This is a genomic window from Allokutzneria sp. A3M-2-11 16, from assembly GCF_024213555.1.
Taxonomy (GTDB): Bacteria; Actinomycetota; Actinomycetes; order Mycobacteriales; family Pseudonocardiaceae; genus Allokutzneria.
Window position 1 is genome coordinate 161267 of the sequence record NZ_JANAVO010000005.1, and the last position, 18728, is coordinate 179994.

Below are 18728 nucleotides of genomic sequence, written 5' to 3' on the forward strand. Positions count from 1 at the left end.
TACTGTTATCCACCAAACTCGGATGGGGCTTGGCCGATTCTGGCACTCCACTCGGGGAGCGGGCAATGCGATTACCCGTTCCCATTGGACAGCGAAGGCATGGCCTAACCAGGCACACATGCGTCACTGTGACGAAAAGAGGGAAGGTGGCTGGACGCCGGAAGACGACCCTTCGGGGGCCTCCCTGTGCGCTTGGGGACGACTCGACGCACCAGTGAGCACTTGAAGATGCGCGTCGTCGCGCAACGCGCACATGGAACGCCGCCCGGCGCAGTGTGCGCATTGCGCGAACACCGCCTTGAAGCTCCTCTTGATCAGCAACGAAGCAGCTCGGCAAAACGCCGATAATCTACATTATGTCAACCTGGCGCTCGGGACACTCCCCTCCGCAGGTATCCGCACACGGAGTGCGGGCCGTGGCTGCTGGCGATCTTCCGTGCGCTCCTCGACCGCCCCAGGTGGCGGCGACCCGACGAGTCGAGCCCGGGGTGAACGCCCGCTCCCCGTGATCTGCTTGATCAACAAGTCGCCGGAGGCGCGGGTCTCCCCCCGCGTACTGAGCGGGCGAGAACGTTCCCAACCGTGATCGGAACGAACCTGGACGCTGATCATGGTTCGGGATGATCGATGGTCCGGGGCACCACGATTTGGTCGGAGGCGATCACCGTGGACGAGGACGAGTACGTGGAGCGGGTCGGCGCGGTGGGGCGGGCGTTCAGCCCGGCGGCCCCGATCACCGACCGGGATCTGTTCGCGGGCCGGAAGTCACAGTTGCGCACGTTGACCAGTGTCGCGGCACAGCGGGGGCAGCACGCGTTGATCTACGGGGAGCGCGGGGTCGGCAAGACGTCGCTGGCGCGGGTGACGCAGAACCTGCTACCGGATTCGGTGGTGGCGCCGTACTACGTGTGCAATTCCGAGGACAGCTTCAAGTCGATCTGGACCGGGGTGTTCGAGCAGATCCCGATCCTGACGCAGGAGGCGCGGATGGGCTTCGGCCGGTCGGCGCGGCACGTGTTGCAGTCGGGGACGGAGTTGTTGCCGGGGCGGGTAACGCCGCACTCGGTGGTGCGAGTGCTGGCGATGCTGTGCGAGAGCGTGTCGATCGTGGTGCTGATCGACGAGTTCGACCGGCCGACGGACCAGCGGGTGCGGACGTTGATCGCGGACACGATCAAGATCCTGGCGGATCGGTCGATCGGGGCGACGGTGGTGCTGGTGGGTGTCGCGGACACGGTGGACGAGTTGGTCAGTGAGCACGCGTCGATCCAGCGGTCGCTGGTGCAGGTGCAGATGCCGCGGATGACCGACGAGGAGCTGCGGGAGATCGTGCGGCGAGGCGTGCGGGCGGTGTCGATGGAGGCGCAGCCGAAGTTCGTGGACGCGGTGGCGGAGATGTCGCAGGGGCTGCCGCACTACACGCATCTGCTCGGGCAGTACGGGACAACGCGGGCGTTGGAGGCGGGCCGGTCGGTGGTGAAGCGGGCGGACTTCGAGGACGCGCTGACCGATGCGTTGGACGCGGCGTCGCAGAGCGTCCGGGAGCGGTACCACCGGGCGACGCAGAGCAATCGGGAGACGTTGTACAAGGAAGTGCTGTTGGCGTGCGCGGTGGCGGACAAGGACGATCTGGGGTCTTTCGGGGCACCTGATGTGCGGGAGAAGCTGCGGCAGATCACCGGGAAGGCGTATGACATCCCGGCGTTCGCGGTGCATTTGAAGAACTTCTCGTCGGAGGGGGCGCGGGGTGGGATCCTGCAGCGGATCGGCTCGTCGCGGCGTTTCCGCTACAGGTTCCGCGATCCCCTGTTGCCGCCCTACATCGTGATCAAGGGGCGGATCGAGCGATTGGTCTAGCGCGGTGGCCGGGTTCGGCCGTCTTCAAGTACGCCGAACCCCCGCTCCCACGGTCTCAAACGGCCCCCAACCCCGTCACCGCCCGAGGGTTGGGGGCGGTTTGAGACGTTTTGGGTGGGGGTTGGGTGTACTTGAAGACGCCCCAACTGCGGTCAGGGGTGGATGGGGCGGGCGAGGTTCATCTCGTGCCGACCACGACGGTGGCGTCGAGGTCTTCGCTGTGGTGGATCTGGGGGTGGAATCCGTTGGTGGCGAAGGCTTTCGCGGTGTGGGATGCCTGGCGTTCGCTGGTTTCGATGAGCAGGTGTCCGCCGGGGGTGAGCCAGTCGGGTGCTTCGGCGGCGATGCGGCGGTGGAGGTCGAGGCCGTCGGTGCCGCCGTCGAGTGCGACGCGGGGTTCGTGGTCGCGGGCTTCGGGGGGCATGAGGGCGACGGCGTCGGTGGGCACGTAGGGGGCGTTGGCGACGATCACGTGGACGCGGCCGCGGAGCGCGGTGGGGAGGGCGTCGTAGAGGTCGCCTTCGTGGACCTCTCCCCCGTGCTGGGTGATGTTGCGGTGGGCGCATTTCACGGCGGCGGGTTCGATGTCCGCGGCGTGGAGTTCGATGCGGGGTTCGATGGTGGCGAGTGCGGCTCCGACCGCGCCTGAGCCGCAGCAGAGGTCGACGACGACGGAGTGCGGGCGCAGCAGCGGTGCGGCGTGCTGGACGAGGAGTTCGGTGCGGCGGCGGGGTACGAAGACGCCGGGTTCGACGGCGACGCGCAGGCCCTGGAACTCGGCCCAGCCGAGGATGTGTTCGAGCGGGAGCCCTTCGACGCGCCGGTCGACCATGGCGTGGAGTTCGGTGTGGTCGCGCGCGGCGGTGCTGAGGAGTCGGGCTTCGTCTTCGGCGAAGACGCAGCCTGCGGCGCGGAGCCGGGTGATGATCGCGTGGAGTGACATGCGGAGTGCCTTTCGCGGGTGACCCACGGGCGCTCTTTGGAGTCCCCTAGGCAGTGGTGGGGACGAAGGTGAGCGCCCGGCCTGCACGTGCGGACATGGGTTCCCACCTCCCTCGCGGGTTCCGGCGATCGGACGGCGTCACCCTACCCGGGGCCGCCCCGAACGTGAGCGGGCACCGTCGTTTTCCCGTTTCGTACTCATAGCGGGTTTCGGGGCCGCTATGAGTACGAAACGGGGTTGGGCGGCTTCGCGGATGTTCGGGGTGGCGGAGTGGAGTGCCTGGTCAGGGCGCGCGGAGTGCGGTGAGCATGCGGGTGAGGGCGGCCATGGTGGCGTCGCGGTCGGCTTCGGTGTCGTCGGACTGGGCGAGCCAGAGCGCGGCCTCGTTCATGGCGCCGGAGAGCAGGCGGGCCAGGGGTTCGACGGGTTGGCGCGGGATGGTGCCGGTGTCGACGAGGGTGTGCAGGGCGTCGGCGAGGTGGCGGGCGGAGGACTGGTCGTCGAGGGTGCGCCACTCGTTCCAGCCGAGGACGGCGGGGCCGTCGATGAGCATGATCTGCTGGACTTCGGGGTCGGTGCCCGCGTCGAGGAAGGCGCGGCAGCCTTCGACGAGCTGGGTCCAGGGGTCGGGGTGGGCGTCGGCGGCCTGGTGGACGCGCTCCCCCACCTCGTCCTGGATGCGGGCGAGGACGTGCCGGAAGAGGGCGGCTTTGCTGCTGAAGTGGTGGTAGAGGGCTCCTTTGGTGACGCCCGCGGCCTGGGCGATGGTCTCCAGGCCGACGTTGGGGTAGCCGTGTTCGGCGAACAGGCGCCGGGCGGTGGTGTGCAGGGCCGCGGTGGTCTGTTCGCGTTGCTGCTGTTTGGTGGCCATGGTGGGCGCCCCCGTTGACATACCGTCGGTCGGTTTCCTAGGGTCCACAATACATACCGACGGTCGGTATCCTCAACAGGAGGCGCACGCCATGGCTCTGACCAGCATGTATCCCGTGATCATGACGACGAAGGTGGCCGAGACGCGGGACTTCTACGTGACCAACTTCGGGTTCGACGTGACCTTCGAGGCGGACTGGTACGTCAGCCTCCGGCTCGGCGCGTACGAGCTGGCGGTGCTCGACCCGACGCACCCGACGATCCCCGCGGGCTACGGCGCACCGGTGGCGGGACTGCTGCTGAACTTCGAGGTCGATGACGTGGACGCGGAGTACGAACGCCTGGTCGCCGGCGCGGGCCTGCCGGTGGCGTTGCCGTTGCGCAGCGAGGAGTTCGGGCAGCGGCACTTCATCGTCGCCGACCCCAACGGCGTGCTGGTCGACGTGATCACCCCGATCCCGCCGACCGGTGAGTTCGTCGAGCAGTACACCGAGGAGGCTCTCCCCCGCTGAGGAGATCTAGGGTGCGGGAATGGCTGGAAACCTGACGCGGGACGAAGCGCTGGAGCGCTCCCGCCTGCTCACCGTCGACTCCTACGCGGTCGAGCTGGACCTCACGACCGGTCCGGACCGCTTCACGTCCACGACGGTGGCGCGCTTCCACAGCTCCCAAACCAGCACCGAGGTGTTCGTAGACCTCGCGGACGCGGTCGTGCGCGAGGTGACGCTCAACGGTTCCCCCGTCGACCCGGCGCTCTACGACGCGGCGAAGGGGCGCATCCCGCTGGCGGGACTGGCCGGGGACAACGAGCTGCGGGTGGTGGCGGACTGCGCGTACTCGCGCTCCGGGCAGGGGCTGCACCGCTTCACCGATCCGGCCGATGACCAGGTCTACCTCTACAGCCAGTTCGCCACCGCCGACGCGCATCGGGTGTTCGCCTGCTTCGACCAGCCGGACTTGAAGGCTGCGTTCGCGTTCACCGTCACGGCGCCCGCGCACTGGCAGGTCGTGTGCAACACCGCCGAGACGGCGTGCACGGAGGTCGGTGAGGTGAAGCGGTGGAGCTTCCCCGCCTCGGAGCGGATCTCCACCTACCTCGCCGCCGTGTGCGCCGGGCCCTATCACGTGGTGGCTGACGACTACGAGGGGCGCATTCCGTTGCGGCTGCTGTGCCGGGCGTCGCTGGCCGAGCACCTGGACGCCGAGGCGATCTTCGATGTGACGCGGCGCGGGTTCGGCTTCTACGAGCGCGCGTTCGACATGCGTTACCCCTTCGGCAAGTACGACCAGGTGTTCGTGCCGGAGTTCAACTTCGGGGCGATGGAGAACCCGGGCTGTGTGACCTTCCGGGAGCAGTACGTCTTCCGCTCGAAGGTCACCGACGCCGACTACGAGCGGCGGGCGACGACGATCCTGCACGAGATGGCGCACATGTGGTTCGGCGACCTCGTGACCATGCGGTGGTGGGACGACCTGTGGCTCAACGAGTCCTTCGCGACGTACGCGGCGTCGCTGGCGCTGGTGTCGGCGACGCGGTGGAGCGGTGGGTGGGCCAGTTTCGCCGACCGCTACAAGGGTTATGCGTATCAGGCCGACCAGTTCCCGTCGACGCACCCGATCGTCGCCGACATCGTGGACATCACCTCGATGGAGGTGAACTTCGACGCGATCACCTATCACAAGGGCGCGTCGGTGCTGAAGCAGTTGATCGCCTCGATCGGGCTGGAGGACTTCCTGGCGGGTCTGCGCCTGTACTTCCAGCGGCACGCGTGGGGCAACACGACGTTGGCGGACCTGTTGCGGGCCGTGGAGGAGAAGTCGGGGCGCGACCTGGCGGAGTGGTCGGACCTGTGGCTGCGCACCGCGGGGCCGAACACGCTGCGCCCGGAGTTCACTGTGGACAGCGCGGGCCGGTTCAGCTTCTTCGCCGTGACGCAGTCGGCGCCGTCGGACTATCCGACGTTGCGGCCGCACCGCATCGCGATCGGCTTGTACGACAAGGGGAATCGGCGTCAGCGGGTGGAGCTGGAGGTCACCGGCGCGCGCACCGAGGTGGCTGAGCTGGTCGGTGTGGCACGTCCGGACCTCGTGTTGCTCAACGACGACGACCTGACCTACGCGAAGATCCGGCTGGATCCGGAGTCGCTGGCCGCGATGCTCGCCGGGATCGGTGACTTCACCGATCCGCTGCCGCAGGCCGTGTGCTGGACGATCGCGTGGGACATGACTCGTGACGCGGAGCTGCCCGCGCGGGACTACGTGTCGCTGGTGCTCGCCGGTGTGCCTTCGGTGGACGTGACTATCGCGCGGACCCTGTTGCATCAGGCGCGCGTCGCTGCGGAGCAGTACACGGCTCTTTCGGTGCGCGGGGAGGTCGTGGGCGCGTTGGCGGACGGAGTGCTGCACCTGGCTCGTTCGGCCGAAGCCGGTGGTGAGGAACAGTTGGTGTACATGCAGTCCTTCGCGGCCGTGGCGTGCACTACGCCGCAGTTGGACGTCGTGGCCGGTCTGCTCGACGGGTCGACCGCGCTGCCCGGGTTGGACGTGGACGCCGATCTGCGGTGGTCGCTGTTGTTGCGGCTCGTAGTGCACGGTCGAGCCGGTGTCGCGGAGATCGAGGCCGAGTTGCGGCGTGACGCGACGGCCAGTGGTGAGCGCAGTGCCGCCGCGTGTCGTGCTGCGCTGAGTACGGCGAAGGCGCAGGCGTGGGAGCGCATCGTGTCTGGGGAGTTGTCCAACGAGATCTTGCGGTCGACGCTGGCCGGTTTCCAGGATGTCGCCGATGTGGAGCTGTTGGCGCCCTACGCCGAGAAGTACTTCGCCGCGTTGCACGCGGTCTCCGAGGTGTGGCCGACCGAGTTGACGCGCGTGCTGGCGAAGGACGGATACCCGTCTTCGGCGGTGTCGGAGGAGACGCTGGCCCTCACCGACGCGTATCTGGCCGAGGCGCAGCCGCCGTGGTGGCTGCGACGGCTCGTGCTGGAAAGCGGTGACGAGCTCAAGCGCACACTGCGCGCGCAGAACGCCTAGGAGGAGCGTTGTACGGGTTCGTGGGAGCAGGTGAGCTCACGGCGGCCATCGTGGAGGGGCTCAGCACGGACGTCGCTGAGCCTCCCGCGGTGTTCCTCTCGCCGCGCAGCCACAGTGTCGGGCAGGAGCTGGCGAGCCGGTTTCCGAACGTGCGCGTGTGCCAGAGCAACCAGGACGTGCTCGACAACGCGTTGACGATCGTGCTCGCGGTGCGCCCGCCGATCGTTCAGGAAGTGTTGAAGGACCTGGTGTTTCGGCCGGAGCATGTGGTGCTCAGCGCGCCGTCCGGTGTGCGGCTGGAGCAGCTGTCCGAGTGGGTCGCGCCAGCCGGACAGGTCGTGCGCGTCATTCCGTTGCCTCAAGCGGCGCGGAAGCAGAGCCTGACGGTGACCTACCCGGACAACGCGGTCGCGCGTGAGCTGTTCGACCGCGTGGGTGGTGTCCTGGTGCCGAGCGACGAATCGACGTTGGAGGTGTTCAGCGCGGCCACGGCCACCTTCGCCGCGCATCTGGACTACCTCACGACGATCGCGGACTGGTTGGCCGAACACGGTGTGGCAGCGGAGGCCGCGACCGCCTACATGACGCACGTCTTCGGTCAGCTGGGGCAGTCCTTGGCACAGCACACGGGTCCGCTCGCGGAGCTGACCGGCAAGCACATGACGCCGGGTGGGCTCAACGAGCAGTTCATGACCGATCTGCGGCGCGACGGCGTGCCGGACCTGGTGCGCCGTGCCCTGGACCGAGTGCTGGCGAGGCTGCGTTGATCAGGGAGAACTTCGTGGCCGCTGCGCGCTCGGCGGCGGATCTTCTGCGTGAGCCCGCGGTGGCCGCGGCGTGGGCTCGGCCGAGCGCGTTGCCGGAGTTCAGCGTCGGCGGTCTCGCCGGGCACCTCGCGTTCCAGGTGCTGGCCATCCCCGCGATCCTGGCCGCGCCGATCCCCGATGAGCCCGTGGTGCCGTTGCTGGAGCACTACGCGCGGGTGCGGTGGATCGGCGCCGACTTGGATGACCAGATCAGCGTCCGCATCCGCGACGGAGGCGATCAGGAAGCGGCCGAAGGACACGCGGCTCTGTCCGAGCGTTTGGACGCGGTGATCGCCGAGCTGCCGGACAGCCTCGCGGCGGCGGCGAACCGGCCGGTGCGGATCTCCCTGTGGGGCCCGTGGTCGCTGCTACTCGACGACATGCTGATCACGCGCATGATGGAGCTCGCCGTGCACTCCGATGATCTCGCCGTGAGCGTGGGGCTCCCGACGCCGGAACTCCCCCACGGTGTCATCGAGCCGGTGACCGATCTGCTCACGCGATTGGCCGTGCGCCGCCACGGGCAGACGGCCGTGCTGCGGGCGTTGAGCCGTTCCGAGCGTGCGCCGGGGAACATCGCCGCGTTCTGAGCTTGACCTCAACCTGAGTTGAGTTTCTAGCGTGGTCGGCATGAGCGAACACGACAGCGTGCTGGTGATCGGATCGACCGGGAACGTCGGCGGGAACGTGGTGGCCGAGCTGCTGCGACGAGGGGTGAACGTGCGCGCGTTCGTCCGAGACTCCGGCGCCGCCGACGTGCCGGACGGGGTCGAACTCGCGGTCGGGGACCTCCACGACGTCGCCAGCCTGACCGAGGCCGTCGCCGGGACCAGCGCGGTGTTCCTGATGTGGCCGTTCCTGTCCACCGACGGCATCGAGGACGTCGTCGCGGCGGTCGGGGCGCGGCGGCTGGTCTACCTCTCCTCCTACGGCGTGGACGAAACCGTTGAGCGGCAAGGAGATCCGATCCACCAGATGCACGCCGACATCGAGCGCGCGATCACCGCGTCGACGGCGGAGTGGACGATGCTGCGCGCGGGCACCTTCGCCGCGAACGCGCTCGGCTGGGCCGCGGAGATCCGGGCGGGCGACACGGTCAGCGAGGCGTTCGGGTCGGCGGCGCGCGCGGTGGTGCATGAGCGCGACCTCGCCGCGGTCGCCGCGAAGGTCCTCACCGAGGACGGGCACGCCGGCGCGCGGTACGTGCTGACCGGGCCGGAGCCGGTGACCCACGTCGAGCAGGTGCGGATCATCGGCGAGGTGCTCGGCCGCGACGTGCGTTTCCGCGAACTGACGCCGGAGGCCGCGCGGCAGCGGATGCTCGACCACGGCTGGCCGGTGGAGTTCGCTGACGGGCTGCTGGGCGCCTGGGACGGCTTCGAGCGGCAGCCGGTGCGCATCTCCCCCACGGTCACCGAGCTGACCGGCAGCGCGCCGAGGTCCTTCCGCGACTGGGTGCGCGACCACGCCGCCGACTTCGCCGCCTGAGCAGCTCCTGAGCTAGCAGTCGGGGACGCGCTTGCGGGGGCGCTTGATCTTCAGGGGCGGGGGCACGGCGAAGGCCATGGCCGGGTCGCGATCGGGCGGCCCGGCCGCGACCCAGTCCCCCTTGCCCATGGTGAACGGGTACCACCGGCCGTCGCGGCCCAGGCGCAGCTGGATGCGGGGCTCGGTGAAGGTGAACCAGTTCGTCGGCCCCTCGCGGTCGGTCTCGGCGGTGAACTCCCCCAGCTCGGCCGCCTCCAGCGCGATCCGCGCCCTGGCCAGCTCCAGCTCCGACGGCGCCCACTTGTCGTGCGCGATCGCGTAGCCCTCCCGGCCGCCGTAGAACCACGCCATCGCGGCGTCGCGCAGCGGCGGGATCTTGCGCGCGATCTCCACGTTGAAGTTCTGCGCGATGACCCGGGCCAGGTCCTCGTTCATGTCCAGCCGCGGCTCCGGCTCGGCGTTGGCGCTGTCGGCGAGCAGGTGCCGTGCGTGCCACACCGCGTTGGCGTAGAGCTGCGGGAGCAGCTCCGGCGGCAGGCCCGGCGGCGACGAGACGTCCAGCCTGGGCGCGGGCTCCCGCGGCACCTCGACCGGGATGTCCGGCAGCGGACCGGGGGTTCGGGCGTAGGCGTCGGCGATCGAACTGCCCCTGGCGGCCGGGCGGCGCACGTGGGCGACGGTGCGGAACTGCAGCTCCAGCAGCAGCTCCTCCTCGTCCTTGCCCAGCAGCAGGAACAGCAGGAACGGGTCGGCGTCCAGCAGCCACGCCGCCTGGTAGACCAGCGCCGCCGCGTGCCTGCACCCCAGCGAGTGCCAGTCGTCGCAGTCGCACTCGGTGTCCACGCCACCGGTGGTCGGGAACAGCGGCACCCCGATCCCCGCGGCGGAGGTGGCCAGGTCCTGCGGCATCTCGTGGTCCAGCAGCGCGGCGAGGTACCCGGAGCGGTTGGCGAACTCCTCCAGCAGCCAGCCCCACTCGCGGTCCTCGAACGGCGTGATCGCGACGTAGGTCTCGTAGAAGTCGTGGCCCTCGCGCACCTCGGCGCTGATCCGCCCCGGGCTGAGCGTGATCGGGCCGACCGTGCCGGTGTAGGCGATCTTGCGACCGGCTTTGAGCTGCTCGGCGTCCAGCCCGGACTTCTCCTCCAGCACCCGCGTCCACTCGCGGCCCCACCAGGTCTGCGCGACCGGGCCCAGGCGCCGCTGCATCCGGCCGAAGGCGGGGAACCCGCGTGCCCGCCTCACCGCGGGCTCCTCAGCTCGACCAGGTTCGCCAGCTCCGCGTCGCCCAGCTCGGTCAGCCCGGCCTCGCCGCCGCCCAGCACCTTGTCGGCCAGCACCTTGTCGGCCAGGTCGCGCTTGTCGCGCAGCATCTCGGCGATGCGGTCCTCGATGGTGCCCTCGGTGACGAAGCGGTGCACCTGCACCGGCCGGGTCTGGCCGATCCGGTAGGCGCGGTCGGTCGCCTGCTCCTCCACCGCCGGGTTCCACCACCGGTCGTAGTGCACGACGTGGTCGGCGCGGGTCAGGTTGAGCCCGGTGCCCGCGGCCTTGAGTGACAGCAGGAACACCGGCGACTTTCCCTCCTGGAAACGCTGGACCAGCTCTTCGCGGGCGGCCACCGGAGTGCCGCCGTGCAGCAGCTGCGCGGACACCCCGCGCGCGCCGAGGTGGGCCTGGAGCAACCGCGCCATCGCCACGTACTGGGTGAACACCAGCACCGCCCCGTCCTCGGCGAGGATCGTCTCCAGCAGCTCGTCGAGCAGTTCGAGCTTGCCCGAGCGCCCCGGCAGCCGGGAGCCGTCCTCGGCAAGGAAGTGCGCCGGGTGGTTGCAGATCTGCTTCAGCGAGGTCAGCAGCTTGATGATCAGCCCGCGCCGGGTCATCCCGTCCGTGGCGGCGATCTCCGCCATGGTCTCGCGCACCACCGCCTCGTAGAGCGCGGCCTGCTCGGTGGTCAGCGACACCGGGTGATCGGTCTCGGTCTTCGGCGGCAGTTCCGGCGCGATGCCCGGATCGGACTTGCGGCGCCGCAACAGGAACGGCCGGATCAGCTGGGCGAAGCGATCGGCGGTCGCCTGGTCCCGCTCGGCCTCGATCGGCTTGGCCCACCGGCTCCGGAACGCCGTCAGTCCGCCCAGCAGGCCAGGGGTCGTCCAGTCCAGCACCGACCACAGCTCGGCCAGGTTGTTCTCCACCGGCGTGCCGGTCAACGCCACCCGCGCGGCGGCCGGGATGGACCGCAACGCCTTCGCCGTGCCGGAGTTGTGGTTCTTCACGTGCTGCGCCTCATCGGCCACCAGCAGATCCCACGAGTGCTCGGCGAGCAGCTCCGCGTCCAGCCGCATCGTCCCGTAGGTGGTGAGCACGAAACCGCTGTCCGCGCCGTCGAGGGTGCGGTTGCCGCCGTGGAAGCGCCGCACCGGGGTGCCCGGGGCGAAGCGCTCGATCTCGCGTTCCCAGTTGCCCAGCAACGACGCCGGGCACACCACCAACGTCGGCGCCCCCGCCTTGCGGTGCAGGTGCAACGCGATGACCGTGATCGTCTTGCCCAGGCCCATGTCGTCGGCCAGGCAGCCGCCGAGGCCCAGCGAGGTCATCCTGGCCAGCCACCGCAGGCCCCGCAGCTGGTAGTCGCGCAGCGTCGCGGCCAGCTCCGGCGGCTGCTCGCACAGCTCCTCGCCCGGCTGGGCGATCCGGTCCCGCAGCTCCTCCAGCCACCCGGAGGCGGCGACCTGCACCACCTCGCCGTCGACCTCGGCCGTCCCGGTCAGCGCAGCGCTGAGCGCGTCCATGGGCTTGAGCGACTTCAGCGCGCGGTCGCGGGCCTTCGCGGCGAGTGCGGGATCGACCAGCACCCACTGGTCCCGCAACCGCACCACCGGGCGGTGGGACTCGGCGAGCCGGTCCATCTCCTCGCTGGTCAACGGGGTGCCCCCGAGCGCGAGCCGCCAGTTGAACTTCAGCGACCTCCCGCGCGCGAAGAACCCGGCCACGTCCGAGGGCTGCCGCTTGGCCTCACCGACCACGGCGTGCGCGGTGAGATCGCGGACGAAGTCCTTCGGCCAGTGCACATCCACACCCGCCGCGGACAGCCGCGTCGCCCCGGACCCGAGCAGGTCCACGACCTCGTCATCGCCGAGCGCCAGCTCGTCCGGGACCGCGGCGTTGAGCAGGGACTCCAGCGGCGACCACGCCCGCGCCGCCCGGCGTACCGCGAGCATCACGTCGATGTGCGCGCGCGAGCCGAACGGGTGATCGGGATCGGCCCACACCCGCGCGGCGTCGGCGACCAGGGCCGAGTCGCCCAGGCTGTGCACCTGCACCACCACCTGGAAACGCCCCCGGTCGAGGTCGCCGCCGGTGACCTCCACGCGCAACGAGATCCGCAGCCCGGCGTCCAGCCCCGCCGCGTTCTCCTCCGCCCACGGCTTCAACCGCGCGAGCTTGCGCGGCGGGAGCCCCACGCCGCCGGAGAACTCGGGCCTGCCGATGGCGAATCCGGCCGCCTCGGTGCGGGGAAGACCGTCGGCGACCGCGTCCAGGAAACCGCGCAGCAGCGGTTCCGGCGAGGGCAGGTCACCGGAGTCGTTGGGCGTGGCGCGCGCCTCGGCGGGCATCGCGTCGGTCAGCTGGCGCAGCCGCGTGAAGTCGTCCTGGGAGAGCTGGCCGATCCGCCAGGCGTCGTTGTCCTCCTCGGTCACCCACGGCAGCACCCGGCCGCGCGCCACGAGCTGCAACGCCAGCACCGTCGCGGTCCCCCAGAACCGGGTGGCCGCGTGCGCCGACATCGCCGAGCGGGCCCGGGTGAGCGCGGGAACGGCCTCGCCGACGTGGAGCCAGGTGGCCGGGACGGTGTCGATGTCGCCGGTGGGAAGCCCCACGGTGAGCGTGCAGCGCTCGCCGATCTCCGGTGGCTCCGCGCCGTCCGGGCACCAGAACACCATCCGGCTCATCCGCGGCGGGTCGACCGGCTGGAACACGACCGCGCACCGGCTCAGCTCGCCGACCTGCGCGGCCGTCAGGTTCACCCACTTGTGGCTGGCTGTCCGGGACACCGTCACGCGTTCGCCTTCCGCATTCCGTTCACGATGAGCCGCAGGCCCCGCTCGAAGCGCTCGTCCGCGTCACCGAAGAGCCCCTCACCGGCCGCGTGGGCCAGCGGCAGTTCGTCCGCGTCGATGCGCTCCGCCCGTGCTTGCGGCCGGTAGCGCGGATCGCCCGCCGTTGCCTGTTCCTCCACCGCGTGACCGGTGGCGTAGCAGTGCACGGTCATCAACCCGGCAACGCCCTCGGCGAGGCTGAAGCCCGCGTCGGTGAGCAGTCGCAGGGCCCTGTCCTGTCCCTTGTAGACATCGTCACGGGTGAGGTAGGTGCCGCTGAAGACCTTCGCCCCGTCACGATGGCTCAACAGCGCCCCGCGCAGCGCGCGACCGTAGTTGACCAGCAGGTCGGTCCAGTCCTGACCGTACTCCGCCGACCCGAGCGCCTCCGCCAGCACCGTGCTGGCCATCTCGTCGACCAGTTCCTGCTTGTTCTTGAAGTGCCAGTACAGGGCGGGCGCCTGGACGTTGAGCTCGGTGGCGATGCGGCGCAGCGTCAGGTTGTCGACGCCCACCTCGTTGAGCACCCGCAGCGCAGTGCGCACGACGGTGTCGCGATCCAGGGCCATCGGTGTCCTCGCAGGTCGGGGCTTGACAGCTTAACAGCATTCAGGTAGTCCTTAACGGCGTTAGATTTAACGACGTTAAGGAGTGTTCGTGATCCTGATCGCCGGAGCCGGGCCCACCGGCCTCACCCTCGCCGTCGACCTGGCCCGCCGCGGTGTCCCCGTGCGCGTCGTCGACAAGGCCGACCGGCACTTCGTGGGTTCCCGGGGCAAGGGGCTGCAACCCCGCACGCTGGAAGTCCTCGCCGATCTCGGCGTGCTCGACGCGGTCCGCGCCGCGGGCGCGCCCTACCCGCTGCTGCGCATGCACGGCCCGAACGGCCACGACGACCGCCCGATGTTCGAGCCCGGTGAAGCCGAACCGTGGATGCTCGGCCAGGGCGAGTTCGAGGCGATCCTGCGCGCGAAGCTCGCCGAGCACGGCGTGCGGGTCGAACTCGGCGCGGAGCTGACGGAGTTCACCCAGGACGGCGACGGCGTCACCGCCGTGGTCGGCGGAACGGAGATCCGCGCGGACTACCTGATCGGCGCGGACGGCGGCCGCAGCTTCGTGCGCAAGCGGCTCGGCGTCGCCTTCGTCGGCCACCCCGTCGACCAGCTCACGATGGTCATCGCCGACGTCACCTCACGCGGCCTGGACCGCGACCGCTGGCACCTCTGGCCCCAGGCCCGGCCGACCATGATCGGCATGTGCCCGCTGCCCGGCGGCACCGACCGCTTCCAGCTGATGATGGGCATCACCGCCGAACCCTCGGAAACCAGCTCGGAAATCAGCGAGGACTACCTGCGCGCGGCCCTGCACGAACGCACCGGCCGCACCGACGTCACCCTCACCGACCCGACGTGGACGTCGATCTACCGCTCCAACGCGCGCATGGTCGACCGCTACCGGATCGGCCGGGTCCTGCTCGCGGGCGACGCCGCGCACGTCCACCCGCCCACCGGCGGCCAGGGCCTCAACACCGGAGTGCAGGACGCCTACAACCTCGGCTGGAAGCTCGCCGCGGTCCTCAACGGAGCACCGGGGGCGCTGCTGGACACCTACGAGGAGGAACGCCTGCCGATCGCCGCTGACGTGCTCGGGCTCAGCACCGAACTGCTCGGCAAGAACATCCGGCGGGAGGACGGGGGCTTCAAGCGCGGCAAGGAAACCCAGCAACTGCACCTGACCTACCGAGGCAGTTCCCTTGCCCGGGGCGAGCACGGCGGCGACCGGGTCCCGGGAGTCTTCGGCCCCGGCTTCACCCTGCTCGCCCTGGGTTCGCAGTGCCCGGCGGACGCGGTGGCCGCACCGGAGCTGCGCGAGCACTACGGCTGCGACTTCGTCCTGGTCCGCCCGGACGGCCACGTCGGGGTGAGCACCGACGACCTCGCCGACGTCCAGAACTACCTGGCTATTACGTCTTGATCGTCTTGGTGGTCCCGTCGCACCGGACGTCCGCCACGCCCCGGTCGTCGAAGACGAACTCGAACTTCACGTGCAGCGTCCTGCCGCTCGGCATCTTCTGCTTGTCCTCGGCGGGGTAGTGGAACCACTCCCCGCGGCCCGTCTCACCGTTCTCGTACTTCAGGACCGTGTTCCCGCTCGCGTCCTTCACCGAGAACCTGACGTCGCTCTTGTTGCCGACCGTGTTGGACAGCGTCCACTTGACCCGGCGAAGGTGGACCGAGCCCTTGGCGCCCCGCTCGAAGGCCGCCTCGATCGCGCCCGTGTGCTTCTTGTCCGGCTTGGTCTCGGTCTGCGTCTTGGAGCAGCTCCCCTTCAGCACGACGGAAGATCCGGCGCTGGCGGGAAGTGCGGTGGTCGCCGTCAGCGCGACGGCGCCGACCACGACGGCGAGTACGTGCGAACGACGATCGGTGCGGTGTGACACCGTGACTCCCTTTGTGAATGGTGCCCGGCTCTTTACCGGTCAACCGCGCGCAGGTTAATACGGGAAATCCCAGACGAGAAAAGCGCTTCGCCCCCGATCGAACATTCATCATTTTCAGCTAATCGTCGAAGGGGCGGGCACGTAAGGCTGCCCTTTCGCACATTGGCAGCACCATGCGACCAGGACAGCCTGAACGCATGAAGATCAAGGCACTCGCCCTCGCCGCCACGATGCTGTTGCTGGCCGGAACGGCACACGCCGGAGTACGGCAGTACCAGGACGGCTTCGAGAACTCCCCCGCCACGAAATGGCGCACGGTCGGCCATGCCGGGTACGACATCAACACCGGCAACGCCAGGACCGGCCAGAACAACGCGTGGCTGCACGTCGGCGGCGGTGCGGGCGCCCGAGCCCATCTCTACACCGAGGTGCAGACCGGCGTCGACGGGCCGAGCACGTGCACCGTGCAGATCTACGCGCACCCGCTCAACGACCGCAGCAAGGAGGTCGACGAGATCGCCATCTACGACAACACCAACACGGTCAGCCGCCGGGTCCAGCCCTCCCTGCGCCCCGGCAGCGGCTACGAGCCGATCACCATCGGCGGAATCCAGATCACCGGCCCTCGGACGCTGAAGATCTTCGTCATCCTGCAGGACGACGGCCGGGGCCACGACGGCGAATGGGTCCGCCTGGACGACTTCTCCGTCAGCTGCCAGTACTGAGCCTGCCCCGCAACGCCATGGCGGCGCGCACCCGGTCCTGGGCCAGCTCGCGCGCCGCCTCGTGCGTCGTGCGCTCCCGGCGCGCGGCCTCGGCCAGGACCAGTTCGGTGTTGCCGCGCAGCTTCGCCGCGATCGTCGCGAAGATCTCCGCCGGATCGGGCCGGAACGCCGAATAGCGCGCGTCCATCGCGAACGCGGCCGCCACCACACCGCCGGCGTTGGCCACGAAGTCCGGGACCACCGTGATCCCGCGCTCCGCCAGCACCTTCTGCGCGGCCGGAGTGGTCGGCAGGTTCGCCCCCTCCACCACGAGCCGCGCCTTCACCCGCGCCGCCAGCTCCTCGGAGATCACGTCCTGCACCGCGGCGGGCACCAGGATCTCCGCGTCCAGCAGCAGCTCCTCGCCGGGCCGGAGCCGCGAACCGCCGTACTCGCGCACCACCGCGTCCCCGTGCACGGCGCGCAGCTCCAGCAACCGGGCGACGTCCAAACCGGACGGATCGTGCAGCGCTCCGTCCACTGTGGACACCGCGACGACCGTGGCGCCCAGCTCCGCGAAGCGCTTCGCCGCCGCCCAGCCGACCGCGCCGAAGCCCTGGATCGACACCCGCGCCCCCGCCAGCGGCACGCCGATCACCGCTGAGGCCGCGGACGCCGTCTCCGCCACGCCGAAACCGGTCACGCCCAGCTCGTCGTAAGGCACTCCGCCCAGCTCCGCCGGAGTGCCGACCGCCGCGCCACGATCACCCAGCTCGTCCTGCACGATTGCCGCGTCGCGCTCGGTCAGCCCCATGTCCAGGCCGAGCACGTACTCGCGCGGCACCTCGTTCGACAAGCGCCGCACGAACGCCCTCAGCGCCGCCTCCTTGTCCGGCGACGCCGGATCGAAGCGGATGCCCGCCTTCGCGCCGCCGTAGAACAGGTCGACACCCGCCCACTTCCACGTCATCACCCGTGCGAGCCGCGCCACCTCGGCCACCGACAGCGTCGGGCTCATCCGCGTGCCGCCCTTGCCGACGCCGCGCGCGGTGTTGTCGATGACCAGCACCCCGCGCATGCCCGTGCGCGAGTCGGAGACGACGACGACCTTCTCCGGGCCCCACTCGTCGATCAGCTCGAACACGGCTCACTCACCCGCGTTCACGGGCCGGTAGATCCTCGGATCGGTGGCGCGCATCGTGGTCGAGACGTTGTGCTGGTTGAAGCCCTTGAAGCCGCCGCGCCGGGCCAGGTTCTCCAGGTGCGAGCCCGCGGCGCCGAGCCTGCCGAACTCCTCCGCGGTCTCCTCGCCGATCTGCCCCGCCGCGACCAGCTCGGCCAGCCGCAGCTGGCGCACCGGCCACCGCTCCGCCTCGGTGAACGCCTGCCGCAGGTGCGGGAAGTCGGAGAACGGCTTCATGTGCCCGACGCCGAGCACGCCGAGGTCGTCGCGGAGCCGGTCGAAGTCGAACTGCCCCTCCAGGTGGTGCATGCCCGCCGCGAGGATCGACTCCCCGTGCAGCGCGCACCACAGGCCCACCGTGCCGAGCTTGCCGCCCTCGGCCAGCTGCACGTGGGCGAAGTCCAGGTCGACGTCCTCCGGGTTCAGGTCCACGTCGGCGAAGATCACTCCACCACAGCCGGGGTGCTCCAGGACCTGCGCGCCCCACCCGGCCTCCGCACCCGCGTAGAACCGCTCCCGCACCCCGAACCCCAAGGTCGTGAGCAGGGTGATCACCTGGTCGAAGCACGCCCGGCCGGACCGGAACGTGTGGTGGTCGTTGTTGCCCCAGCCCAGGCCGAGCCGGTCCTGCCGCGAGTGCTGGAGCACCGCGGCGGTGTTGCGCCGCTGCCAGTACTGCCGCTCCAGCTCCAGGAAGTAGCTCGCCGCCAGGTCCGACCCGACCAGCTTCACCACCTGGGCCATCAGCTCGGTCGCCGCGACCACCTCGTCGCGGCCGCCGAACCCACGCGGGCGTTCCGCCAGCAACCGCCACGCCTGCGCGGCGCGCAGCACCTCGCCCGGGTCGAACTCCTGCGGTGTGACACCACAGGCCCACGACCGGCGCTCCACCCCGGCGATCACCACCGCGTCGGTGCCGGAGACCACCGCGCTGCGGAAACCCGACCGCGGGCTGCCCTGCACACCGGCGGCGGAGCCCTGCGCGACCGCGAACACGCCAGCGTCGTCCACCCGCAACGCGACCGCGCGGCGGTCACTGGGCACGATCGCGGGCAGCTGCGCGCCGGGGTGCCGCCACAGGTCGGGCAGCACCTCGACGTAGCCGACCTCGATCAGCTGCTCGTCGGAGACCGGCCCGCCGATGTGGTCGAGCCAGTCCTGCAACCGCGTCGACGTCCGCGCCCCGAGGCTGCGCGCGAGCGCCGAGAGCCGCGGGCTGTTGAGCACCGCCGCGTCCACGAGCTCGTCGACCAGGGCCTCCGCCCGCGGTTGCAGCTCCCACGTGAACTCCGCCATCACCACTC

At 70.2% G+C, this 18728-nt stretch carries 16 protein-coding genes; 8 read left to right on the plus strand and 8 right to left on the minus strand.

Annotated elements, in window-relative coordinates; translation table 11 throughout:
- The first annotated feature begins 627 nt into the window (after window positions 1–627).
- Complete coding sequence (locus NLX83_RS41645; protein ID WP_305884205.1) at window positions 628–1857, plus strand: ATP-binding protein; 1230 nt, start codon at window positions 628–630, stop codon at window positions 1855–1857.
- Between the two features lie 178 nt (window positions 1858–2035).
- Here NLX83_RS41645 and NLX83_RS27155 read toward each other — a convergent pair whose 3' ends face one another.
- Complete coding sequence (locus NLX83_RS27155) at window positions 2036–2800, minus strand: putative protein N(5)-glutamine methyltransferase (protein ID WP_254238012.1); 765 nt, start codon at window positions 2798–2800, stop codon at window positions 2036–2038.
- A 283-nt stretch (window positions 2801–3083) separates the two neighbouring features.
- On the minus strand, window positions 3084–3671 hold the full coding sequence (locus NLX83_RS27160; RefSeq protein WP_254238013.1) for a TetR/AcrR family transcriptional regulator: 588 nt from the start codon (window positions 3669–3671) through the stop codon (window positions 3084–3086).
- Between the two features lie 91 nt (window positions 3672–3762).
- Between NLX83_RS27160 and NLX83_RS27165 the strand changes: the two genes are divergently transcribed.
- The 5 genes from NLX83_RS27165 to NLX83_RS27185 are packed head-to-tail and all read left to right on the plus strand — an operon-like array spanning window position 3763 to window position 8994.
- Complete coding sequence (locus NLX83_RS27165; protein WP_254238014.1) at window positions 3763–4182, plus strand: VOC family protein; 420 nt, start codon at window positions 3763–3765, stop codon at window positions 4180–4182.
- Window positions 4183–4201: 19 nt separating this feature from the next.
- Window positions 4202–6700, plus strand: a complete 2499-nt coding sequence (gene pepN, locus NLX83_RS27170) for an aminopeptidase N (RefSeq protein WP_254238015.1) — start codon at window positions 4202–4204, stop codon at window positions 6698–6700.
- A 20-nt stretch (window positions 6701–6720) separates the two neighbouring features.
- The gene (locus tag NLX83_RS27175; protein ID WP_254238016.1) at window positions 6721–7467 is read left to right on the plus strand and encodes an NAD(P)-binding domain-containing protein; all 747 of its coding nucleotides are present in this window, start codon (window positions 6721–6723) and stop codon (window positions 7465–7467) included.
- A gap of 14 nt (window positions 7468–7481) precedes the next feature.
- On the plus strand, window positions 7482–8096 hold the full coding sequence (locus tag NLX83_RS27180) for a maleylpyruvate isomerase N-terminal domain-containing protein (RefSeq protein ID WP_254238017.1): 615 nt from the start codon (window positions 7482–7484) through the stop codon (window positions 8094–8096).
- Between the two features lie 40 nt (window positions 8097–8136).
- Window positions 8137–8994 (plus strand): NmrA family NAD(P)-binding protein, encoded by an 858-nt coding sequence (locus NLX83_RS27185; RefSeq protein WP_254238018.1) that lies wholly within the window; start codon window positions 8137–8139, stop codon window positions 8992–8994.
- 12 nt (window positions 8995–9006) lie between these two features.
- Here NLX83_RS27185 and NLX83_RS27190 read toward each other — a convergent pair whose 3' ends face one another.
- From NLX83_RS27190 to NLX83_RS27200, 3 genes are all read right to left on the minus strand, one after another.
- Window positions 9007–10239 (minus strand): SWIM zinc finger family protein, encoded by a 1233-nt coding sequence (locus tag NLX83_RS27190; RefSeq protein ID WP_254238019.1) that lies wholly within the window; start codon window positions 10237–10239, stop codon window positions 9007–9009.
- Window positions 10236–12785 (minus strand): DEAD/DEAH box helicase, encoded by a 2550-nt coding sequence (locus NLX83_RS27195; protein WP_254238151.1) that lies wholly within the window; start codon window positions 12783–12785, stop codon window positions 10236–10238. The genes NLX83_RS27190 and NLX83_RS27195 overlap by 4 nt, the downstream gene beginning before the upstream one ends.
- A gap of 269 nt (window positions 12786–13054) precedes the next feature.
- A complete protein-coding gene (locus NLX83_RS27200; RefSeq protein ID WP_254238020.1) occupies window positions 13055–13666 on the minus strand; it encodes a TetR/AcrR family transcriptional regulator C-terminal domain-containing protein in 612 nt (203 codons plus the stop codon).
- An 88-nt stretch (window positions 13667–13754) separates the two neighbouring features.
- Between NLX83_RS27200 and NLX83_RS27205 the strand changes: the two genes are divergently transcribed.
- Entirely contained in the window at window positions 13755–15071 is a 1317-nt protein-coding gene (locus NLX83_RS27205) for an FAD-dependent monooxygenase (RefSeq protein WP_254238021.1), read from the plus strand.
- Here NLX83_RS27205 and NLX83_RS27210 read toward each other — a convergent pair.
- Window positions 15061–15537, minus strand: coding sequence for a hypothetical protein (locus NLX83_RS27210; protein ID WP_254238022.1), 477 nt, complete (start codon window positions 15535–15537; stop codon window positions 15061–15063). The genes NLX83_RS27205 and NLX83_RS27210 overlap by 11 nt on opposite strands.
- Before the next feature lie 197 nt (window positions 15538–15734).
- On the opposite strand from NLX83_RS27210, the gene NLX83_RS27215 reads away from it, so the two are divergent.
- Window positions 15735–16262 (plus strand): hypothetical protein, encoded by a 528-nt coding sequence (locus tag NLX83_RS27215; RefSeq protein WP_254238023.1) that lies wholly within the window; start codon window positions 15735–15737, stop codon window positions 16260–16262.
- Here the strand turns inward: NLX83_RS27215 and NLX83_RS27220 are convergent.
- Window positions 16246–17385, minus strand: coding sequence for a Glu/Leu/Phe/Val family dehydrogenase (locus tag NLX83_RS27220; protein WP_254238024.1), 1140 nt, complete (start codon window positions 17383–17385; stop codon window positions 16246–16248). The two genes, NLX83_RS27215 and NLX83_RS27220, sit on opposite strands and share 17 nt — an antisense overlap.
- A gap of 3 nt (window positions 17386–17388) precedes the next feature.
- A complete protein-coding gene (locus tag NLX83_RS27225; protein WP_254238025.1) occupies window positions 17389–18720 on the minus strand; it encodes a hypothetical protein in 1332 nt (443 codons plus the stop codon).
- Between the last annotated feature and the right edge of the window lie 8 nt (window positions 18721–18728).